The 19,229-nt window shown below is 56.4% G+C and carries 18 protein-coding genes; 10 read left to right on the top strand and 8 right to left on the bottom strand.

Features of this window, described 5'->3' with window-relative positions; genetic code table 11:
- Positions 1-264: 264 nt before the first annotated feature.
- Positions 265-1,941 carry an MFS transporter gene (locus tag AB7M22_RS07395; protein WP_454185734.1) on the top strand — a complete coding sequence of 559 codons (1,677 nt, stop codon included), beginning with the start codon at positions 265-267 and terminating at the stop codon, positions 1,939-1,941.
- Positions 1,942-1,986: 45 nt separating this feature from the next.
- Here the strand turns inward: AB7M22_RS07395 and AB7M22_RS07400 are convergent, their stop codons facing one another.
- On the bottom strand, positions 1,987-2,988 hold the full coding sequence (locus AB7M22_RS07400) for an AraC family transcriptional regulator (protein WP_454185735.1): 1,002 nt from the start codon (positions 2,986-2,988) through the stop codon (positions 1,987-1,989).
- A 250-nt stretch (positions 2,989-3,238) separates the two neighbouring features.
- Between AB7M22_RS07400 and AB7M22_RS07405 the strand changes: the two genes are divergently transcribed.
- Entirely contained in the window at positions 3,239-4,000 is a 762-nt protein-coding gene (locus tag AB7M22_RS07405; protein WP_454185736.1) for an EAL domain-containing protein, read from the top strand.
- On the opposite strand, the gene AB7M22_RS07410 is transcribed toward AB7M22_RS07405, so the two are convergent.
- The 3 genes from AB7M22_RS07410 to AB7M22_RS07420 form a co-directional block, all read right to left on the bottom strand.
- Complete coding sequence (locus tag AB7M22_RS07410; protein ID WP_454185737.1) at positions 3,997-4,524, bottom strand: cytochrome b/b6 domain-containing protein; 528 nt, start codon at positions 4,522-4,524, stop codon at positions 3,997-3,999. The two genes, AB7M22_RS07405 and AB7M22_RS07410, sit on opposite strands and share 4 nt — an antisense overlap.
- A 7-nt stretch (positions 4,525-4,531) precedes the next feature.
- Positions 4,532-4,795: a PepSY domain-containing protein gene (locus AB7M22_RS07415; RefSeq protein ID WP_007900892.1), complete on the bottom strand. Its 264-nt coding sequence runs from the start codon at positions 4,793-4,795 to the stop codon at positions 4,532-4,534.
- A 261-nt stretch (positions 4,796-5,056) separates the two neighbouring features.
- Entirely contained in the window at positions 5,057-7,180 is a 2,124-nt protein-coding gene (locus AB7M22_RS07420; RefSeq protein WP_032835995.1) for a TonB-dependent receptor, read from the bottom strand.
- A gap of 183 nt (positions 7,181-7,363) precedes the next feature.
- On the opposite strand from AB7M22_RS07420, the gene AB7M22_RS07425 reads away from it, so the two are divergent.
- The 5 genes from AB7M22_RS07425 to AB7M22_RS07445 all read left to right on the top strand — a co-directional run bounded on the left by AB7M22_RS07425 (position 7,364) and on the right by AB7M22_RS07445 (position 12,049).
- Positions 7,364-7,726, top strand: coding sequence for a metalloregulator ArsR/SmtB family transcription factor (locus tag AB7M22_RS07425; RefSeq protein WP_454185738.1), 363 nt, complete (start codon positions 7,364-7,366; stop codon positions 7,724-7,726).
- Positions 7,727-7,773: 47 nt separating this feature from the next.
- Positions 7,774-8,778: an ArsJ-associated glyceraldehyde-3-phosphate dehydrogenase gene (locus AB7M22_RS07430; protein WP_454185739.1), complete on the top strand. Its 1,005-nt coding sequence runs from the start codon at positions 7,774-7,776 to the stop codon at positions 8,776-8,778.
- A gap of 9 nt (positions 8,779-8,787) precedes the next feature.
- A complete protein-coding gene (arsJ, locus tag AB7M22_RS07435) occupies positions 8,788-10,005 on the top strand; it encodes an organoarsenical effux MFS transporter ArsJ (protein WP_454185740.1) in 1,218 nt (405 codons plus the stop codon).
- A 339-nt stretch (positions 10,006-10,344) separates the two neighbouring features.
- Positions 10,345-10,944, top strand: a complete 600-nt coding sequence (locus AB7M22_RS07440; RefSeq protein WP_454188766.1) for a serine protease — start codon at positions 10,345-10,347, stop codon at positions 10,942-10,944.
- A 202-nt stretch (positions 10,945-11,146) separates the two neighbouring features.
- Positions 11,147-12,049: a universal stress protein gene (locus AB7M22_RS07445; RefSeq protein WP_454185741.1), complete on the top strand. Its 903-nt coding sequence runs from the start codon at positions 11,147-11,149 to the stop codon at positions 12,047-12,049.
- Here AB7M22_RS07445 and AB7M22_RS07450 read toward each other — a convergent pair.
- Positions 12,043-12,459 (bottom strand): hypothetical protein, encoded by a 417-nt coding sequence (locus AB7M22_RS07450; RefSeq protein WP_454185742.1) that lies wholly within the window; start codon positions 12,457-12,459, stop codon positions 12,043-12,045. The genes AB7M22_RS07445 and AB7M22_RS07450 overlap by 7 nt on opposite strands.
- 312 nt (positions 12,460-12,771) lie before the next feature.
- On the opposite strand from AB7M22_RS07450, the gene AB7M22_RS07455 reads away from it, so the two are divergent.
- Positions 12,772-13,608, top strand: coding sequence for an undecaprenyl-diphosphate phosphatase (locus AB7M22_RS07455; protein WP_454188767.1), 837 nt, complete (start codon positions 12,772-12,774; stop codon positions 13,606-13,608).
- Between the two features lie 136 nt (positions 13,609-13,744).
- Here the strand turns inward: AB7M22_RS07455 and rfaH are convergent, their stop codons facing one another.
- The 3 genes from rfaH to galU form a co-directional block, all read right to left on the bottom strand.
- Positions 13,745-14,251, bottom strand: a complete 507-nt coding sequence (gene rfaH / locus AB7M22_RS07460; protein WP_007900877.1) for a transcription/translation regulatory transformer protein RfaH — start codon at positions 14,249-14,251, stop codon at positions 13,745-13,747.
- On the bottom strand, positions 14,248-14,679 hold the full coding sequence (locus AB7M22_RS07465; RefSeq protein WP_454185743.1) for a phosphomannomutase: 432 nt from the start codon (positions 14,677-14,679) through the stop codon (positions 14,248-14,250). The genes rfaH and AB7M22_RS07465 overlap by 4 nt, the downstream gene beginning before the upstream one ends.
- A gap of 76 nt (positions 14,680-14,755) precedes the next feature.
- On the bottom strand, positions 14,756-15,589 hold the full coding sequence (gene galU, locus AB7M22_RS07470) for a UTP--glucose-1-phosphate uridylyltransferase GalU (protein ID WP_454185744.1): 834 nt from the start codon (positions 15,587-15,589) through the stop codon (positions 14,756-14,758).
- Positions 15,590-16,192: 603 nt separating this feature from the next.
- Here galU and AB7M22_RS07475 point away from each other — a divergent pair.
- Complete coding sequence (locus AB7M22_RS07475; RefSeq protein ID WP_008013076.1) at positions 16,193-16,687, top strand: low molecular weight protein-tyrosine-phosphatase; 495 nt, start codon at positions 16,193-16,195, stop codon at positions 16,685-16,687.
- A gap of 45 nt (positions 16,688-16,732) precedes the next feature.
- Positions 16,733-18,961, top strand: a complete 2,229-nt coding sequence (locus AB7M22_RS07480; RefSeq protein ID WP_454185745.1) for a polysaccharide biosynthesis tyrosine autokinase — start codon at positions 16,733-16,735, stop codon at positions 18,959-18,961.
- Positions 18,962-19,229: the final 268 nt, after the last annotated feature.

A 19,229-nucleotide genomic window follows, 5' to 3' on the forward strand; every position in this document is an offset into this window, starting at 1 on the left:
GCGCCACCCAGACGCTTCGCGTGGGATTTCATGGGCCTGAATAGTCATTCGGCAGCGCGTCGGCCCGGGTCTGGACGGGATGGCCGAGTGGATATCTGCGCGAAGCCGATTATGCTTCAAGAAACCTTGCAGCGATGCGAGGCCGTCAGCCTGTTTGCATGCTTTGCGCAATCCGTAATCCGATGACATAGCCCTAGGGCCTGGGTGCGGTAAAAAGAGAGTGAGGTACTCCGGCCTACAACAAGAGCAAGACGGAGAAGACTCATGGCCGCAATCGACAACACATCCACGGGCAGCGCGCCCCACCACGGGATCACCAAGGAGGAGCGCAAGGTCATTTTCGCCTCGTCCCTGGGCACCGTGTTCGAGTGGTACGACTTCTACCTTTACGGCTCCCTCGCCGCGATCATTGCCAAGCACTTCTTCGCCGGCGTCAATGAGACAACGTCCTTCATCTTCGCGCTGCTCGCGTTCGCCGCCGGCTTCGCTGTACGTCCCTTCGGCGCCATTGTGTTCGGCCGACTGGGCGACATGATCGGGCGCAAGCACACGTTCCTCATCACCATTGTCATCATGGGTATCTCTACCGCCGTAGTGGGCTTCCTGCCCGGCTATGCGACCATCGGCGTGGCGGCACCGGTCATCCTGATCACCCTGCGCCTGTTGCAAGGCCTGGCCCTGGGCGGTGAGTACGGCGGCGCGGCGACCTATGTGGCCGAACATGCACCCAAAGGCAAGCGCGGCTACTTCACCTCGTGGATCCAGACCACCGCGACCCTCGGCCTGTTTCTTTCGCTGCTGGTGATCCTCGCCTGCCGAACGATTCTCGGCACAGAAGCCTTCGAGGCCTGGGGCTGGCGGATTCCGTTCCTGCTGTCGATCCTGCTGCTGATCGTCTCGGTGTACATCCGCTTGCAACTCAGCGAGTCACCGGTGTTCTTGAAGATGAAGGAAGAAGGCAAGTCGTCCAAGGCGCCGCTGACCGAATCCTTCGCCCGCTGGGAAAACCTCAAGATAGTGATCATGGCGTTGCTTGGCGGTACCGCCGGCCAGGCGGTGGTCTGGTACACCGGGCAGTTCTATGCGCTGTTCTTCCTGCTGCAGACGCTGAAGATCGACCCGCAGACCGCCAACTTTCTGATTGCCGGCTCGCTGCTGATCGGCACGCCGTTCTTCATCGTATTCGGTAGCCTGTCCGACCGCATCGGCCGCAAAGGGATCGTCATGGCCGGCTGCATTATCGCGGCGCTGACCTACTTCCCGATTTTCCATGCGTTGACCCAATACGGTAACCCCGACGTGTTCGCCGCGCAGGAGAAGAACCCGGTCACGGTGATCGCCGATCAGAGTAAGTGCTCGTTCCAGTTCGACCCGGTGGGCAAGGCCAAATTCACCAGCTCCTGCGACCTTGCCAAGACCGTGCTGGCGAAGAAAGCCATACCCTACAAGAACGAGAAGGCTGAGCCAGGTGCAATCGCGCAGGTCCGTATCGGCGACAAGGTGATCCAGAGCTTCGAGGGCACCGGCATGCCGGCCGCCGACTTCAAGGCTCGCAACGATGCCTTCGTCGCTACCCTCGGCACCGGCCTCAAGGACGCCGGTTACCCCGAGAAGGCCGACCCGGCCAAGACCAACTATCCGATGGTGCTGCTGCTCCTGACCATCCTGGTGATCTACGTCACCATGGTCTACGGCCCGATCGCAGCCTGGCTGGTGGAACTCTTCCCGGCGCGCATTCGCTACACCTCGATGTCGCTGCCGTACCACATCGGCAATGGCTGGTTCGGCGGCTTTCTGCCCACAGTGGCGTTCGCCATGGTCGCGGCCACGGGGGATATCTACTACGGGTTGTGGTACCCGATCGTCATCGCCGTGATGACGGCCATTCTTGGCACGCTCTTCCTGCCGGAAACCAAGGATCGGGAAATACATCACACCTAGGGTTGGCCCCGCCCTCTCCCGCAAGGGGGAGGGCAATGCGCGGCATCAGGACTCTTCGCGATAGCGCCCCGGGGTCATGCCGAACCAGCGCATGCAGGCTTTATGAAAGCTGCTCTGATCACGAAAACCCAGCAACGCGCCGATGTACTTTACGCTGCGCACCGAGTTGCGCAGGAAGTTGTGTGCGAGCATCAGCCGCGCCTCATCCTGCAGCGCGGAGAAGTGCATGTCTTCATTGCTCAGGCGTCGTTGCAGGCTGCGCGCGCTAACCCCGACCACCTGGGCGATTTTGTCCAGGTCGCTGGGCACGCCTTGGGCCAGACGTTCGGACAGCACCCGTCGGACCCGCGCGGTCATCGAGTCATTGAGCAACAGGTTCAGGCGCGTGCGAGCGTATTCGACATGCAGGACATCCAATGCTGGATCGGCGGTGGGCAATGCAATCGAGCAGTCGTCGAGGCTGAACGTCAGGCTGTTGTACGGTGCGTCGAACAGCAGGTTGCTGCCCAGCAAATGTTCCAGCCGGGAGGTGTCCGCGGGTTCGGGGTAGGTAAAGCTCGCCGCCAGGGGTTGGGGTTTGTGCTTGGGCAGCAGCCAGTGGACCAGCCCCAGCGTTTGCGCGGCACCAGCATCGATGAAGGGGCGGGGCGTCAGCGACGGTTCCATGCTGATGTCGAAGCCGATCAGTCTCAGCGCCCGGGGTTTGCGTTCCAGGCACATGCAGAAGCCGTTGCTGATCAATGAGTGATAGTCCACCAGGCGTTGCAGAGCGGTGCCCAGAGTGGCACAGGACATCACGGCATAACCGAGCACTTCCAGATTGGCCGGGTGCGCCCGGGTATAGGACAGCAGGCCGATATCTGGATTGCCGGTACGCTTTACCGCTTCTTCCATCACCTTATAGACCAGCTCCAGCCCGACACCTTTGGGGTTTGCAAAGACCTCCTCGCTGCTGTCGAACTGCTTGAGCAAGGCTTCCACGTTTGCACCTCCGTCGGTCAAGACATCGGCAAGCACCCGAAAACTGGCGCAGGTCATTCTGTGCATAGTTCATCCTGAAGTGGTAGCTAAGTGATATCGCGCGAGCCGGCGCATGATCGCAATAAACAAATCACCACAGTCGATTAACGGGACGACCACGTTTCCAAGGACAAACGAAAGGTATCCGGGAACACTTCCTGACGGCGAGAGGCGGGGCGATTATGGCCGGCAGTCAACCCTTGCAGTCGCAGGAGCGCCCGTTCGGCGTAGTCACACTCAGCCGGCGACAAGCCGCTGCTTTGTCCACGGATGTGTCATGCACAGAGTTAGAAACTTTTACAGCGAGTTGGCTCTCGGCCGATTAGTCCTGGCGTTTCAGCCGGTGGTTTGGTTACCCGACAGCAGTCGGGTGCTGTATCAGGAGGGGCTGCTGCGGCATATCGATGCCCTGGGGAAAGGGGTCTATCCCTTTGCGATGCTGGAGAAACATCAACTGATGCGCGAGCTTGACCGCAGCGTGGTGCATAGCGTGATCGACAGCTTGCTGCTGGATGAACACCTGCGATTGGGCTGCAACATCTCCGCGCAAAGCGCCATTGTCGACCACTACTGGCAGGAGATCATCGCGCATTTGCGTGACGCCCCTTCGGTGGCCGCGCGACTGGTTATTGAAATCACCGAAAGCGCCACGCCGCCCAGCACTTTGGCGGCAATTGAATTCGTCCTGTGCTTGCGCGAACTGGGCTGCCGTGTGGCCATCGACGACTTTGGCGCGGGGCTGGGGACCCTGGAATTCATTCGCCAGACCCGGCCGGACATCGTCAAGATCGACCAGGGTTACATCCAGCGTGCACGCCTGGAGACCAACAACGCCCAGACTCTTGGCTACTTGGTGCAGTTGTGCAAGACCCTGGCGCCGTGCGTGATCATCGAAGGGATTGAGTCCGAAGCCGACCGGGCGCTTGCCAGCGCCTGCGGCAGCGAGTGGGGGCAAGGTTATTTATTCGGGCGCCCGCAGATTGATGCGTTGGGTGCGCGGTGCCTGCTGCAACCGATGGGAAGAGTGCTTGAGACCTAGCGCTTACGACGATGGCCAGTGATCATCGACAGCGGCAGGTTTTCACGCAAGCGGACACTTTCCACCAGCGCGGCGACGATATGCACACAAACCAATGCGAGCAGTGCATTGGCCATAAACTCGTGGACATCACGTAGCCAGTCTTCGCCCCAGAAATAGTCCACTTCTTCCATCAAAAAACCGCTGATACCGAGGCCGGTCATCAACAGCAGCATGAGGACCATCACCAGTGCACCGATGGGCGAGTGCCCCATGCGGTGATAGCCCTTGCCGGAAAACAGCGCCCGGCCATGCTGGGCGACCCGCGTCGGGGTCGGCCAGAAGTCTGCCCAACGCGCCGCTGGCGGGCCGATGAACCCCCACACCACGCGCACCAGCACGACAGCCACGGCGTAATAGCCGAGCCAGCGATGCCAGCCGTCTCCTTCCTCATTGAGGAAGTAGTCGCTGATGAAGACAACCGCCAGGGACCAATGACAAACGCGTACGAGAGGGTCCCAGAGGCGCAGGGTTTGAGCTTTCACAGAGGGCCTATTCGATTTCTTCTTTCACGACCTTGCCGGTGACCGGGTCAAAGTAGATTTCGACTTTGCGCTTGTCTTTGTCCCAGCCGTAGATCTCGTAGCAATTGCCGCTCGTGACTTTGAACTTCTTGATGTTGTAGCCCTTGGCCTTGAGATCTTCCTGAAACTTGGCCTGGTCCTGCCATTGGGCCTTGTCGGCTGTGGTGCATTGAGTCCCGGCGAAAGCCAAGGGGGAGGCGGCAAGAAGGGAGAGCAACAGAAGTTTACGCATGGGTTTTCCTCGACATATTGTTGTTGTCTGACAACGCGAGAGATTCTCATCATTCTCCGCGCGCTGAAGGTTAGTTGAGCTTTGAATCGTTGTCACTGGATTGCGGGCTGCGAACAAATGCCCGGGCGTTTGAACCGCTGTAGGAGCCAGGCTTGCCGGCGAAGGCGTCCTTCAGAGCGCCTTCGCCGGCAAGTCTGGCTCCTACATGTCCGATTTACGCTTAACTGACCGGCATTGCGGTATTGGATTTCAGGTTTTCACTCAAAACCGGTAGTTGGTGCTCAGCTCCAGAGTCCGTGGTGCTCCGGGGGTGATCAGGTCTACCGAGCCATGGGCCGAGGCGTAATAGTCCTTGTCGAAGACGTTACGCAAGCGCAGCGCCATGTCCCATTTCGGCAAGTTGTAGAGCAACGCCGCGTCCACGGTGGTGTAGGCGGGCATGACCACTTGGTTATCCAGGGCGGTGTAACGGTCATCGACATAGTTCGCCCCCATGCCCACGCGCCAGGTGTTGGTCAGCGAGCGCACCAGCCAGAGGTTGGCACTGTGACGCGGGGTCAGGGTTGGTGTCTGGCCTTCATTGGCAACGCCGTTGGTTCGGCTGTTGGACTTGGTGATCTCGGCGTCCAGATAGGCATAGCCGGCATAGACCTGCCACTTGTCACTCAACTGCCCGGTGGCGGTCAATTCAAGACCGTCGGTGCGCTGCTCGCCCGACAGGACCAGCTTGGTCGGGTTCGCCGGATCGGTCGTTTTCATGTTGGTGCGTTCCAGACGGAACAGCGCCGCCGTCAACGCCAGGCGATTGTCGAGCAGGTCCCACTTGCCACCGATCTCGAAGTTGGTGGTTTGCTCCGGCTCAAGGTCCTGGTTGCTAGTGCTCAGGGCGAAGACTTCGGAGGAGGGTTGATAAGAACGACTCACCGAAATGTAGTAGGACTGAACCTGATCAGGCTGATAGACCAGGCCTGCGCGCGGGCTCCAGGTGTTGTCGGTTCGGGACATTGAGGCTCGCGTCAGGTCATCCGAATATTGCTGGTCGAACACGTCATAGCGCACACCCAGCAAAGCTTTCCAGTGCGGGGTCAGTTCAATCAGATCCTGGACGTAGAAACCGGCCGTGTCCTGGGTAGTGGTGCCCTTTGCGGTTTGTCGGTTGGCCTGGAACGGCACGTCGACCAAGCCATCGCGGTACACCGGGACCCGCGCCACGTTGTTCTGGCTGAAGACAGATTGGTCCTTGACCTGACGCCCCAGCTCCACGCCATAAAGCAGGTTGTGGTTCATCCCCGCGAGCGTGGCCTGTTGCTTCAGTTCGGTCTGGTTGAACCAGCCGTCTTCCTTGCGCTGCACGTTGCCGCGATTGAGTTTTACCAGCAGTTCGCCGTTGGGAGCGGTGACGAAACGGGTCGGGCTGGAGTCGGCGAGCGTGTTGTTGCGATCCAGGTCGTAGTGGTAGTAGCGGCTGGTGTTGCTCAGGGTGAAGTCGTCGTTGATGCGGTAGTCGACGCCGGCCGTGAACGAGAACACTTCGCTGCGGGTGTAATCGTCATCCGGGTCGGCGGCACCGAAGCGCTTGTCCCGATCGACATCGACCGGGCGATCGCCCCGCGCGGGAATGCCGAAGTCGATCAAGCGTTTGTCATAGAGGTAAGTCGCCCCCAGGTTCAGCTCAAGATCGTCGGAGAGTTTGAAGTAGGCCGAAGGCGCAATGGCCTTGCGATCGATATAGCCGTCATCGCGGAAGGTGTCGCTGTTCTCCAGCGCACCGGTCACCCGGAAGGCCTTGTCGTTTTGCTGCTGATCGGCCCAGCCGGCGTCGAACTGCGTGCGCTTTTTACCCTCGCTGTCGAAGCTGACACCCACTTCCTGTTTGGGGGTGAAGTTGGGTTTCTTGCTGATGCTGTTGATCAGGCCACCGGATGAGCCACGGCCATAGAGCACCGCTGCTGGTCCCTTGATCACTTCCACGCGCTCGACGTTGGACAGATCGCGGAAGTACAGCGCGTCGTCACGAACGCCGTCGACGTACATGTCGCCGATGGCACTGAAGCCGCGAATGGTGACTTGGTCGCGCTGGCCATCGCCATTGGAAAGACCGATGCCGGGGACGTTCTTCAGCACGTCTTCCATCGACTGTGCGCCCTGATCCTTGATCACGCTCTGGGGGATCACGTTCACCGTTTGCGGAATATCCCGCAGCGGCGCATCGATCTTCAGCGCACTGCGGCTGTCGGTCGGCCTGTAGCTCTGCTCGCTGTAATCACTGGTCACAGCGGTTGCAGGAAGGGCTAATGCCGATTGGGTTTCTGCTTGCAAATCAGGTACTGCAAAAAGCCCCAGCAGTGAGAGAGAGGCCGGGTAAATACGCGGTAAAGCCACCATGAGCTCCTTTTTTAGTTATTGCGCTAATGATAACGATTACCTTTTGTAAGTAAATAAATATCATTCACACACGGAGTCGATACATCTGCCGTTGACCCGTACATGCGGGAAAACGTATATTCGAAAAAACGAATATGCCTGTATTCATCCGCACCGCGTGAACACCCAACGCAGAGAAACCCAATGGCTGACCACCTGACGCCGACCACTGTTTTCAAATGCCTGGCTGACGACAACCGGGTCCGCATGATGCTGCTCATCGCCCGAGAGGGTGAGCTGTGCGTCTGCGAGCTGACCTGTGCGTTGAATGAGAGCCAGCCCAAAGTCTCCAGGCACCTGGCGCAATTGCGCACAGGCGGATTGCTCTCGGACCGTCGGCAGGGCCAATGGGTTTACTACCGACTGCACCCGAATCTCCCGGACTGGGTGCATCAGGTGCTGACCGTGGTGCTCGAAGCCAACCAGCACTGGCTGAGCCCTGATGCCAAACGCCTGGAAGAAATGGGTGACCGTCCTGAACGGGCAGCGGCTTGCTGCCCGGCTTGATGATTCCCAAAGCGCCACCCCTGACAACAGAAACAGAGCACACCAACATGACTATCAAAGTGGGCATCAATGGTTTTGGCCGCATCGGTCGCCTCGCTCTGCGCGCAGCCTGGCGCTGGCCAGAGTTTGAGTTCGTGCAGATCAACGATCCGGCAGGTGACGCGGCAACGCATGCGCACTTGCTGAACTTCGACTCGGTGCATGGCCGTTGGAATGATCAGGCGAGCGCCACGGGGGACTGCATCGTCATCGACGGCAAACAAATCAAAGTTACCGCCAACAAAGCGATTGCCGACACCGATTGGTCGGGCTGCGATCTGGTGATTGAAGCCAGCGGCAAGATGAAGACCGTTGCGGTGCTTCAGGCTTACCTAGACCAAGGCGTGAAGCGCGTGGTGGTCAGTGCTCCGGTGAAAGAAGAGGGCGCGCTGAACATCGTCATGGGCGTCAATCATCAACTGTTCAACCCGGCGAAACATCGCATCGTCACCGCCGCGTCGTGCACCACTAATTGTCTGGCGCCGGTGGTGAAGGTGATCCACGAGAAACTGGGCATTCGCCACGGTTCGATCACCACCATCCACGACCTGACCAACACGCAAAGCATCCTCGACCAACCCCACAAGGATCTGCGCCGTGCCCGTGCGTCGGGCATGAGTTTGATCCCGACCAGCACCGGCTCGGCCACCGCGATTGCCGAAATCTTCCCGGAACTGCGCGGGCGTCTGAATGGCCACGCCGTGCGCGTACCGCTGGCCAACGCTTCGCTGACCGACTGTGTCTTTGAAGTCGAGCGCGTCACCACTGTCGAAGAAGTGAATCAGTTCCTCAAGGACGCATCCGAGAACGAACTGAAAGACATCCTCGGCTTCGAGGAGCGTCCGCTGGTGTCCATCGACTACCGCACCGACCCGCGCTCATCGATCATCGATGCGCTGTCGACCATGGTCATCAACGGCACCCAGGTCAAACTCTATGCCTGGTATGACAATGAATGGGCTTATGCGAACCGCACTGTCGAACTGGCCAGGATGGTCGGCCTGGCCGTCTGAGGAGCGCTGATGAAAGCGTTGTCAGCCCTCGCTCCGTCAGTGCGGCAGTACTTGCTCGTGACGGGCAATTACTGGGCCTTCACCCTCACCGACGGCGCTTTGCGCATGTTGGTGGTGCTGCATTTTCACGCGTTGGGCTACAGCCCGCTGCAAATCGCGGCGTTGTTTCTGTTCTACGAACTCTTTGGTGTGATCACCAATCTGCTGGGCGGTTATCTCGGCGCCCGACTGGGCTTGAACCGGACCATGAACATCGGGTTGGGGATGCAGGTTGTGGCGCTGTTGATGCTGACGGTGCCAGTGGCCTGGCTGACGATTCCTTGGGTGATGGGCGCGCAGGCGTTGTCGGGGATCGCCAAAGACCTGAACAAGATGAGCGCCAAAAGCTCGATCAAGCTGTTAGTGCCCGAGGGGCAGCAGGGCACGCTTTACCAATGGATAGCCATCTTCACCGGCTCGAAGAATGCACTCAAGGGTGTTGGTTTCTTTCTCGGCGGAGCATTGCTCGCCCTGATCGGGTTCAAAGGGGCATTGCTGGCCATGGCGGGTGTGCTGGCGCTGATCTGGGTCAGCAGCTTGATGCTGTTAAAAAAGGATCTGGGCAAGGCCAAAGCCAAGCCCAGGTTTCGCGACATCCTGTCCAAAAGCCGGGCCATCAATATTCTGTCAGCGGCCCGGATGTTTTTGTTCGGTGCTCGTGATGTCTGGTTTGTCGTGGCGTTGCCGGTGTACTTGAGCAGTGTCTTTGGCTGGGACTTCTGGAAGGTCGGTGGATTCCTCGCGGCCTGGGTGATCGGCTACGGCATCGTGCAATCGTTCGCGCCGCGAATCACTGGCAAGAAACGGGGACATGTTCCTGATGGTCGCGCTGCCTTTCTGTGGGCGTTTGCTCTGGCCGGCCTGCCCGCGGCAATCGCTCTGGGACTGAACTCCGGGTTGTCGCAACAGTGGGTGCTAGGCGGATTGATGGTCTTTGGTGCGCTGTTCGCGGTGAACTCCTCGCTGCACAGCTACCTGATCGTGTCCTATGCCAAGGAAGACGGCGTGTCGCTGGACGTGGGTTTTTACTACATGTCCAATGCCATGGGGCGGCTGATCGGCACCGTGCTGTCTGGCTGGGTTTATCAGGCTTTCGGGTTGGGGGCGTGTTTATGGATATCCAGCGCGTTTGTTATTTTCGCGGCGATGATTTCTGTGGCGTTACCGAGGCATGCCAAAGTGAGTTAAATTGCTCTAATGACGGCTGTTTCCCTCGTTTTTAGTTTAAGTGTGCAATTTTAATTTCTGTTTTTATTTGTCGTTCTGTCATTTTTCAGGCGTCAAATATTTGCAGTTTGTTATATGGATCGAAAAGCAATTAGTCTTAGCACAATTTATTCATACGCATTCTTTACAACTTCAGCCATAAATAAATGCACCCAACCCGGCTGCGAGGAAAACTACAAGCACCAGATAACTAAAAGATTCGCCACAATAAAAATCAAACCTCCTTATAAGTCGGTGATTATCATGATTAAAATCATGACCTACTTTTTAACAGGAGCTGTTCTTGCAGGATGCAACGGTATGGTAAAACCCGACTTGTCGGGGCCTGCCAATGACTCATATTTTTCAGTCTTCTCGGGCTTTCCCTTGCCCTATCTGTACATGGCCTCGGCCGTGCAATGGAACGAAGACTATGCCGTCACCACTCGCCACACCCCCCTCATCCGCCACGTGGAATACAGCTGCAGCACCGGCTGCGACCTCGTCTTCATTCAGCACAAGGCCGACGGTCGCTACCCGTCATGGCGTGCACCGCGTGTGGGTGAACACATCACTGCCGTGGGGGCGAGCCCCTACATGACGACTGTCACCGGGCAAGGCAAAGTGTACCCGGCGCCTTTCATCAATAGCGATGAAGGCAGCGGCGAACACTATGCCATCCATGATGCCCCGATGATCAAGGGGATGTCGGGTGGCCCCGTCATCGGCAATGACGGGAGTATTGTCGGTATCAATGTCGGCTTTTTCTCCACCACCCTTAATGATGTGAGTTTTCACCCTGGGTTAAAGGGGGCTGAGAGAATCAGCATCTTTATCCCTTACTCGATCATTCAGCGTGAATGGGAGCTGATGCAGGTGAAGCTTAACGATCCGCATGGTGCGAAGTATGCGAAGAAGTAACTTCGCGTCGTCAATCAATTGGCCGTCGGGATGGGGTTCATCGTAGTGGGTACGATGATCCACATCTTGGCTGGTTAGTTGAATCCAGGCGTATATTGATTGTGTCGATCCAGGTCATTGAGGCGATAGCAGATCGCTGGCGGTGCGACAGACGAGAGGCTGGGGGAGTGAGCAGATATCCCAGAACGTTTGGAGGTGTGACATGAGCCAATATCAACGACTCCTTCTAATAGCCGGTCCCACCATGCGTCACACGCCGGCGCTGCAGCGGGCCGTCGCCATTGCTGAAGCCACGGGCGCAGCGCTGCATATCACGGTGTTCATCGAAGACTTCAACATCCTGGGTTTGATCCACGCCAGTGCGCGGTTTCGTGAGGCTTGCCAGCAAGAGAATGAAAAATGGCTCAACGATGAAGCCGAGCTGATCCGTGGGCGCGGGATCAACCTGAGTACCGAGGTGCTTTTCACACGCGACGCGTTGCAAGAGATCCTTCAGCACGTGACAACAACGCAGGCGGATCTGGTTATCAAGGACGTGCAGCATGAGTCGGCGCTCAAGCGCGTTTTCATCACGCCTCTGGATTGGCATCTGCTGCGCGAATGCCCGGTGCCTGTGCATCTGGTCAGCGAAGTCAGTTGCCCACTTCCGCGCGTGATCGTGGCGGCGGTCGATCCGTCGCACCCAGAGACTCAGATCACTGGAATCAACGATCTGATCGTCCAGGCCGCGAACGAATTGGCAACGCAATGCCATGCAGAAATGCATCTGCTGTATGCCTACGATCTATCGCAGACGCACATGTCTGATGCCGGCGCGGGTGCAGTGACGATGCCTGGCTTCAACAGCGACGTGCGCAAGTCTTTGCACAAGTCATTCATCGCGCTGGCCGATCACTACGGCGTGCCCACCGAACGGCAACACTTCGTTGCAGGGCCGCCCGGTAAAGCGCTGGCCGACTTTGCCGCGCATCACCGGGCCGATGTGATTGTCATGGGAAATGCGCATCGCAAGGGGCTGGACAAGTGGGTGGGCAGTACCACGGAGCATGTTCTGTATCGGGTGCCCTGCAACATTTTTGCTGTCACCGGGCAAGCGGATCAATGAATGGATCCGTTATCAAGTGACTCGGAAGGGGTGCGTCGGCGATCGGGCCGGGATTTGTTGAGGGCGCGCGCCGAGATATCCCGGTAGGTATCGCAATCGGTTGCAGCCAAAAGCTTGCCACCGTCCTTTAGTGTGGCCATGAAGGTCACCTCGGTGCTCTTGCCAGCAAGCAGATAGCCTGCGATGGCACCGACTGGCCCCAACAACATCGCGCCGGCAATGCCCAGGCCTATGGCGCTCTTTATATTTTTATTGGAGTCCGTGTTCTGGACCGTCAGATCTTTAAATTCCGCGACGGAGAAACTTTTCCCCGGCCGTGGTTTGAAGGCCGTTTTGAGTGTGATGGTACCCAGATGATACTCCCCGTCGCACTGCGGGAAGTCACCGGCGAGTACTGTGATCTTTGCCATATGGAGTTTTCTCTTGGGCGATCATTTTTGGGTAGGACATTGCGCGCGCCCAAAGTCAAAACGTCAACGATCCAACGATGAGTGGCGCCCATGGATTCGCGATACACAAGTAGCAGCCCTGAAAAACAATTTCATTCGCAGGCGTAGGCCATTTGCAGGTGCTGCGACATGGACGTTTTATAACGTTTGGCTAAAGCGGGCAGAGAGTGCGCTTTAATCCTCCGCTGGTCCGACGGGTTTAATCGCGATCAGCAATCAACTGCTCGGCATCATCAACAGACCTCTCAGTCGAGAGGGTTTAACGGGGGATTAATGGACTTCTGGACCACCACGCAGGTATCGATTCTAGGGTTGGTTGAAGGGCTCACAGAGTTTTTGCCCATCTCCAGTACGGGGCACCAGATCATTGCCGCGGACTTGCTCGACTTCGGCGGTGAGCGAGCCATGGCGTTCAATATCATCATCCAGTTGGGGGCTATTCTGGCGGTCGTCTGGGAGTTTCGTCACAAGATTCTGGAGATCACTACCGGTTTGCCAACCCAGCGTAATGCGCAACGTTTCACTCTGAATTTGTTGATCGGTTTCTCGCCGGCGGTTGTTCTGGGTGTGATGTTCGCCGACAAAATCCATGAATATCTTTTCAACCCGATCACCGTGGCCGTGGCGCTGGTGATAGGTGGAATCATCATGTTGTGGGCGGAGCAACGTGAGCATGTGGTGGTTATCGATCACGTTGACGAGATGCGCTGGACCGATGCCTTGAAAGTTGGTTGCGCGCAATGCCTGGCGATGATCCCCGGCACTTCGCGCTCGGGTTCGACGATTATCGGCGGGTTGCTGTTTGGCCTGTCACGCAAGACAGCTACAGAGTTTTCATTCTTCCTGGCGATGCCGACGATGGTAGGGGCCGCGGTGTACTCGGGCTATAAGTACCGCGACCTGTTCCAGTCTGCAGACTTGCCGGTATTTGCCTTGGGGTTTGTTGCTGCATTCCTGTTTGCGATGATTGCCGTGCGCGGTTTGCTCAAGTTCATCGCCAATCATAGTTATGCGGTGTTTGCCTGGTACCGGATTGCGTTCGGTTTACTGATTCTGGCGACATGGTTTTTGGGTTGGATCGACTGGAATCATCTCTCGGAAGGGGCGTAGGTCTGTGGCGAGCGAGCTTGCTTGCGTTAGGCTGTGTTACGGCCCCAAAAATCTGCCAACCGATTTTTGTGAGTGCTACGCACTCAAACGGGAGCAAGCTCCCTCGCCACAGGTTTTTTTGACTCAAGGCTCGGATCTAAATCTTGTTAACCCCTGCCAGTGGCAGGCTGATGTGCTGTTCACGCTGCAGGAAATTCATCATCAACAGCACCCGTTCCTCGCCATCCATGGCCAGGAACACCGCCTCAAGATCGGAGAACGGGCCTTCAGTGATGCGCACCGTATCCCCGTGCCTCAACAACGTTGTCACGATCGCTTGGCTGTCCCGCTCCTGGAGCTCGTCGATCAGCGCATCGCGGATCGGCAGCGGCTGACCGCCGAACCCCACGACTCGCGAAACACCGCGGGTCGAACGCAGCGGGCCCCAACTGTCCTGAAGGCTCAGTTGAATAAACAGATAGCCCGGAAACAACGACTCGCTGATCACTCGACGCTGCCCGCGCAAAACGCGCTCACGCCGGTAGGTCGAGCGAAAACAGGCATAACCCTGGCGCTGTAAATGTTCTTCGGCGCGCTCATCCTGTTTGGGTTTGCACTGAAGCAGATACCAGGCTTTAGCGGCGTGTTCTGCAATCGCGTTCATTCGAATCCCCTCCCTGCATCGATGTGCCCCAGCAGTTCGGCGGTCTTGTGCTGCATGAGCGAGCTGTCGCCGCGACTTTCCACTGTCAGGCAAGTCACGCAACCATCGTCCAAAAGACGCAAGCTGAGACGCCAGTCGGTAAAGACCAGGTTCAGCCCATCGCTCTCGTCGATGTCGAGGGCGTCGGCGGCGTAACGCTGCCTGATGTTCGCCAGCAACGCCGGACCATCCTTGACGTGGCGGCGGATCTCCCCGGAGGAGGGGAAGGCACCGATACGCTCCACCAGCAGCACCGGCGGTTTCTGCACGCGGGGAAAAATCAGCTCCGACGCATAGGCGCGCACGATGAGGTACGCGAGGTTGTTTTTAAGGTCAGCGCCATACGGGCGGCGACTGTCATCTGCCTTGAAACCGCTCAATGTCTTCATAGAGGCTTCGTCCATAGGGTAATAAAGACCGAAAAATCGATTCGATAACGCACACGTTTGTCAGGGTTCAGCGCCGTCACAAGGTGTTCTGATGCAGGTTCTCGAAACAGAAGTTGGTGGCTTCGATGTAACCTTCGGCGCCGCCGCAATCGAAGCGCCGTCCCTTGAATTGGTAAGCCAGCACGCAGCCGTTCTGGGCCTGCTTCATCAATGCGTCGGTGATCTGGATTTCACCGCCATTGCCAGGCTCGGTGTCAGCGATCAGGTCGAAGATATCGGGGGTCAGAATGTACCGACCGATAATGGCCAGGTTGGACGGGGCGTCTTCCGGGCGGGGCTTTTCGACCATGCTGTTGACCCGGTAAATACCCTCGCGAATCAGCTCGCCGGCAATCACGCCGTACTTCTGGGTTTGCTCACGGGGTACTTCCTGAATCGCCACGATCGAGCAGCGGAATTGCTCATAGAGCTTGAGCATTTGCGCCAGTACGCCGTCGCCTTCCAGGTTCAGACACAAGTCGTCGGCCAGCACCACGGCGAATGGCTCATCACCAATCAACGAACGACCGCTGAGAATGGCGTGCCCCAGGCCCTTCATTTCCACCTGGCGGGTATAGGAAAAAGTACAGGTATCGATCAGCTCACGAGTGCCTTCCAGGAATCGCTCCTTATCAGTGCCGCGAATCTGGTGTTCGAGCTCGAAGCTGACATCGAAATGATCTTCCAGTGCTCGCTTGCCCCGGCCAGTGACGATGGCCATATGTTGCAGGCCGGCGTCGCGCGCTTCCTCGACGGCGTACTGGATCAGCGGCTTATTGACGATCGGCAGCATCTCCTTCGGCATGGCCTTGGTGGCGGGCAAAAAGCGGGTCCCATAGCCGGCAGCGGGGAATAGGCATTTACGAATCATGGAAGCGTCCTTGAAAGTAGACAGATGGAATGGCTAATGGCAGTAGGAAAGGTTCGACGGGTTGTCGGAACCGGTAACGCTGGAGAGTGCGGGCTCTAAATGGCTCGTTCACTCGAGAAAAATGTTGGCAACGCTGCATGAGCAGCGAAAGGCCAGTACGCCATGTTTTTCGCAAGGCGCAGGCAGAGAGAAAAATCGCGCGGTCGCTTGGTCGGCGAGCATGCCTGGTTATTCCACCGCATGCTTCTGACGCAACCCGTTGTAAATAAAGTTATTGCCCAAGGCATCTCTTACCCAACTTCTAACCGAATGTCCGACGCCCTGGCAATTCACTAACGGAGCGGCTATATATTAGCCACTCGCTATTTCGGTGTAATTTAGATTGAACGGTCTCGGGAAAACTGCAATTGTTAGAAATTGTCTGGATAAATTACCGAACTGTTATTTTTAGTGCTCAAAGAGTGGAATGTTATTTTTTGTCTGAAGAAAAAGTTGGGGGCTGTTCAAACGTCATGGTAATAAATACGCACTGATGGTTTGAAAGTCTCAGCTGCAGTTGCCGGGATTATAAATACCCGGATTCATTCGTAGTTTAAAGCTCTTATGTTCGGCAAGTGCTATGTCACCGCCAATGTTGACAAGACGGGGAATGTTATCTTGCTTAAAAGGGTTTTGATTGTCTGCGTCGGCAATATTTGCCGCAGTCCCACCGCGGAGCATTTGCTGCGCGGGGCACTCGTTCATTCCGATATCGAGGTCAGTTCGGCTGGCCTCGCTGCCTTGGCGGGCAAACCCATCGAGCCGACGGCACACGCCGTACTCAAGGAGCATGGTCATCTGCCCGATGGGCATGAGGCCGTTCAACTCACGTCTCAAGCCGTCAGCGAGGCGGACTTGATTCTGGTGATGGAACGACGGCATGTCAGCGGGGTACTCAACATTGCCCCTGAAGCGCGAGGCAAAGTGCTGCTACTGGGCAAGTGGCAAGACGATCGCGAAATCAGTGACCCCTACCGTCAAGGCAAACCTGCATTTGTGCACGCTTATGCGTTGATCGAAGAAGCCGTACTCGCATGGGCACAGCGCCTGGCGCGCTGATGGCCACTCCTTTTTGAATCGTAATACAGGCAAAGAATCCGACTTATGCAGCAAGCACCGGTAGTTAACGTGCGGGACGACGACAATGACGAGATTGATCTTCTCGGATTGTTTGGAACACTCATCGACCATAAATGGCTGATTGCCGCGGTTACCGGTGCCTTCATGGTGGCTGGGGCCGCGTACGCGGTGCTTGCGACCCCGGTATACCAGGCGAATGCGCTGTTGCAGGTCGAAGCGAAAAAGAACGATTTGTTGGGTTTCTCCGATGTCAGCAGTATGTTGGGAAAAGAGTCGCCTTCGGCGACCGAGATTGAGCTGATCAAGTCTCGTGCGGTGATAGGTAAGACGGTCGATGAGCTGAAACTGGCTATTATTGTAGAGCCCAGTTACTTCCCCATTTTTGGCGAGTTCGTTGCGCGTCGATTTAAAAACGCCAACCCCACTGAAATAGCCAGCCCTTGGTTGGGTATGACGAGTTACGCCTGGGGTGGCGAGTCGTTAAAAATAGCTCGCCTTGACCTGCCACAAGATAAGTTAGCCAAAAAACTGACCTTCATCGCCGGTGAAAACGGGGCTTTCCAACTGTTCGATGAAACTGACGAGCTTTTGGTTGAAGGACAAGTTGGAGAGGCTGTCGATCAACGCGGCGTTAAACTATTTGTTGAGGAGTTGCGAGCAAACCCCGGAACCCGGTTTCGGATTGTGCGCAAACCGCGATTGACCAGCATTCTGGATTATCAGGAAGCGCTGGATGTCATCGAGCGTGGGAAAGAGTCGGGCATCATCGGGTTGGCGTTAGAGAGTACCGAGCCGGAATTGGCGGTAAAAATCCTCAATAAGATTTCCGAACTCTATGTCGAGCAGAACGTACAACGGACTTCTGCCGAGGCCGCTCAAAGTCTGGAATTTCTGAAAGAACAGCTGCCTCAGGTCAAAAATGATCTGGAGAGGGCCGGCAATGCGCTCAATTCGTACCAGACACGCACCAAATCTGTGGATATCAGCCTGGAAACCAAAGCGATTCTGGACCAGATCGTGTCGCTGGATACAGCCATCTCCCAGCTAAAACTCCAACAAGCCGAGATGGACAGAAAATTCACCCGTCAACACCCGGCCTATCGTGCGCTGCTCGCTCAGATCGCTGAACTGAGTAGTAAGCAACAGCGTCTGGCAGAGAAGGTCCAGGACCTTCCTTCTACCCAGCAAGAACTGCTCAGCCTGACTCGCGACGTCGAAGTAGGTACGGCGATCTATACCCAGCTACTGAACAAATCCCAGGAGCTTGATGTGATGCGCGCCGGGACTGTGGGCAACGTGCGGTTGATCGATACGGCGGATGTGAACCTGATCAAGCCGATCAAACCCAAAAAAGTCCTGATTGTTCTGATTGCCACCTTTCTTGGCGGGTTCTTGGCAGTACTGCTGGTTCTGCTGCGCAAGGCATTGAATCGTGGCCTGGAAAGCCCGGAAGCCATTGAGCAGCTTGGCCTCCCGGTATACGCCTCGATTCCGTACAGCACACTACAAAAAAATGCAGATGAAAAAAATACGCGAGGAGGGAAGCGTTCTGGCAACGGCATCTCATTGCTAGCCGTTAATCACCCTACCGATCTGGCTATTGAAGCGCTTCGCAGTTTGCGTACCAGTTTGCATTTTGCTATGCATGAAGCTGATAACAATCGCCTGATGATTTCCGGTCCCAGCCCGCAAGTCGGTAAAACCTTTGTATCGGTCAACCTGGCAGCGGTGATCGCCCAAACGGGGCAGCGAGTCTTGCTGATTGACGTCGATATGCGTAAGGGCTATATCCACAAAGTCATGAACTTACACAGTACCAACGGACTCTCCGACGTCTTGGCCAGACGCTGCGATCTGAAAACTGCTATTCATAAAACAGACATCGAAAATTTTGACTTCATCAGCCGTGGGCAGATACCACCTAATCCTTCAGAACTGTTAATGCATCAAAACTTTAGCGAACTGTTGTCGCAGGTCAGTGAAATGTATGACTTGATCATTCTGGATACTCCTCCGTTATTGGCGGTGACCGATGCGGCGATTGTTGGCAGGCAGTCGGGCACAAATCTGATTGTTGCGCGCTTCGGTTTTAATCCTTCCAGAGAAATAGAACTGACCATTCGCCGGTTCGCTCAAAACGGAATAAAGTTGAAAGGTGCGATTTTCAACGGGGTAGAAAAGCGGGCTTCAGCAAAATATGGATATGGTGCTTATGGTTATTACAACTACGAGTATCAATCAGATAACAGTTGATCCGAAGTTGCCGGGGTCTTAAGTTTTTTAGGCTAAGTGTTTTGATTAGGTAAGGTATTCGCTCTGAACCTCCGAGCTTATATCTATGTTGGCCAAACAAGAAATACATCGTGTTCTCGGGAAATTGACTATAAATCCTGGGGCGGTAGCGTGGGATTTTCAAAAAAATCTGAAGAAAAGGCTGTTTCTCAGGTTTAGCTAGTTGGGAAGTAATGGGTGTTTGGTTTCAAGTGGCTCCTCCTGATAGATATTTGAGAAAAAGATGGCC

Source organism: Pseudomonas sp. ADAK2 TE3594, from assembly GCF_053628675.1.

Coding starts and splice junctions, on each gene's coding strand:
- AB7M22_RS07395 (WP_454185734.1), top strand. CDS start 265: ATGGCCGCAATCGACAACACATCCACGGGCAGCGCGCCCCACCACGGG.
- AB7M22_RS07400 (WP_454185735.1), bottom strand. CDS start 2,988: ATGCACAGAATGACCTGCGCCAGTTTTCGGGTGCTTGCCGATGTCTTG.
- AB7M22_RS07405 (WP_454185736.1), top strand. CDS start 3,239: ATGCACAGAGTTAGAAACTTTTACAGCGAGTTGGCTCTCGGCCGATTA.
- AB7M22_RS07415 (WP_007900892.1), bottom strand. CDS start 4,795: ATGCGTAAACTTCTGTTGCTCTCCCTTCTTGCCGCCTCCCCCTTGGCT.
- AB7M22_RS07420 (WP_032835995.1), bottom strand. CDS start 7,180: ATGGTGGCTTTACCGCGTATTTACCCGGCCTCTCTCTCACTGCTGGGG.
- AB7M22_RS07425 (WP_454185738.1), top strand. CDS start 7,364: ATGGCTGACCACCTGACGCCGACCACTGTTTTCAAATGCCTGGCTGAC.
- AB7M22_RS07430 (WP_454185739.1), top strand. CDS start 7,774: ATGACTATCAAAGTGGGCATCAATGGTTTTGGCCGCATCGGTCGCCTC.
- arsJ (WP_454185740.1), top strand. CDS start 8,788: ATGAAAGCGTTGTCAGCCCTCGCTCCGTCAGTGCGGCAGTACTTGCTC.
- AB7M22_RS07440 (WP_454188766.1), top strand. CDS start 10,345: ATGGTAAAACCCGACTTGTCGGGGCCTGCCAATGACTCATATTTTTCA.
- AB7M22_RS07445 (WP_454185741.1), top strand. CDS start 11,147: ATGAGCCAATATCAACGACTCCTTCTAATAGCCGGTCCCACCATGCGT.
- AB7M22_RS07450 (WP_454185742.1), bottom strand. CDS start 12,459: ATGGCAAAGATCACAGTACTCGCCGGTGACTTCCCGCAGTGCGACGGG.
- AB7M22_RS07455 (WP_454188767.1), top strand. CDS start 12,772: ATGGACTTCTGGACCACCACGCAGGTATCGATTCTAGGGTTGGTTGAA.
- rfaH (WP_007900877.1), bottom strand. CDS start 14,251: ATGAACGCGATTGCAGAACACGCCGCTAAAGCCTGGTATCTGCTTCAG.
- AB7M22_RS07465 (WP_454185743.1), bottom strand. CDS start 14,679: ATGAAGACATTGAGCGGTTTCAAGGCAGATGACAGTCGCCGCCCGTAT.
- galU (WP_454185744.1), bottom strand. CDS start 15,589: ATGATTCGTAAATGCCTATTCCCCGCTGCCGGCTATGGGACCCGCTTT.
- AB7M22_RS07475 (WP_008013076.1), top strand. CDS start 16,193: ATGTTCGGCAAGTGCTATGTCACCGCCAATGTTGACAAGACGGGGAAT.
- AB7M22_RS07480 (WP_454185745.1), top strand. CDS start 16,733: ATGCAGCAAGCACCGGTAGTTAACGTGCGGGACGACGACAATGACGAG.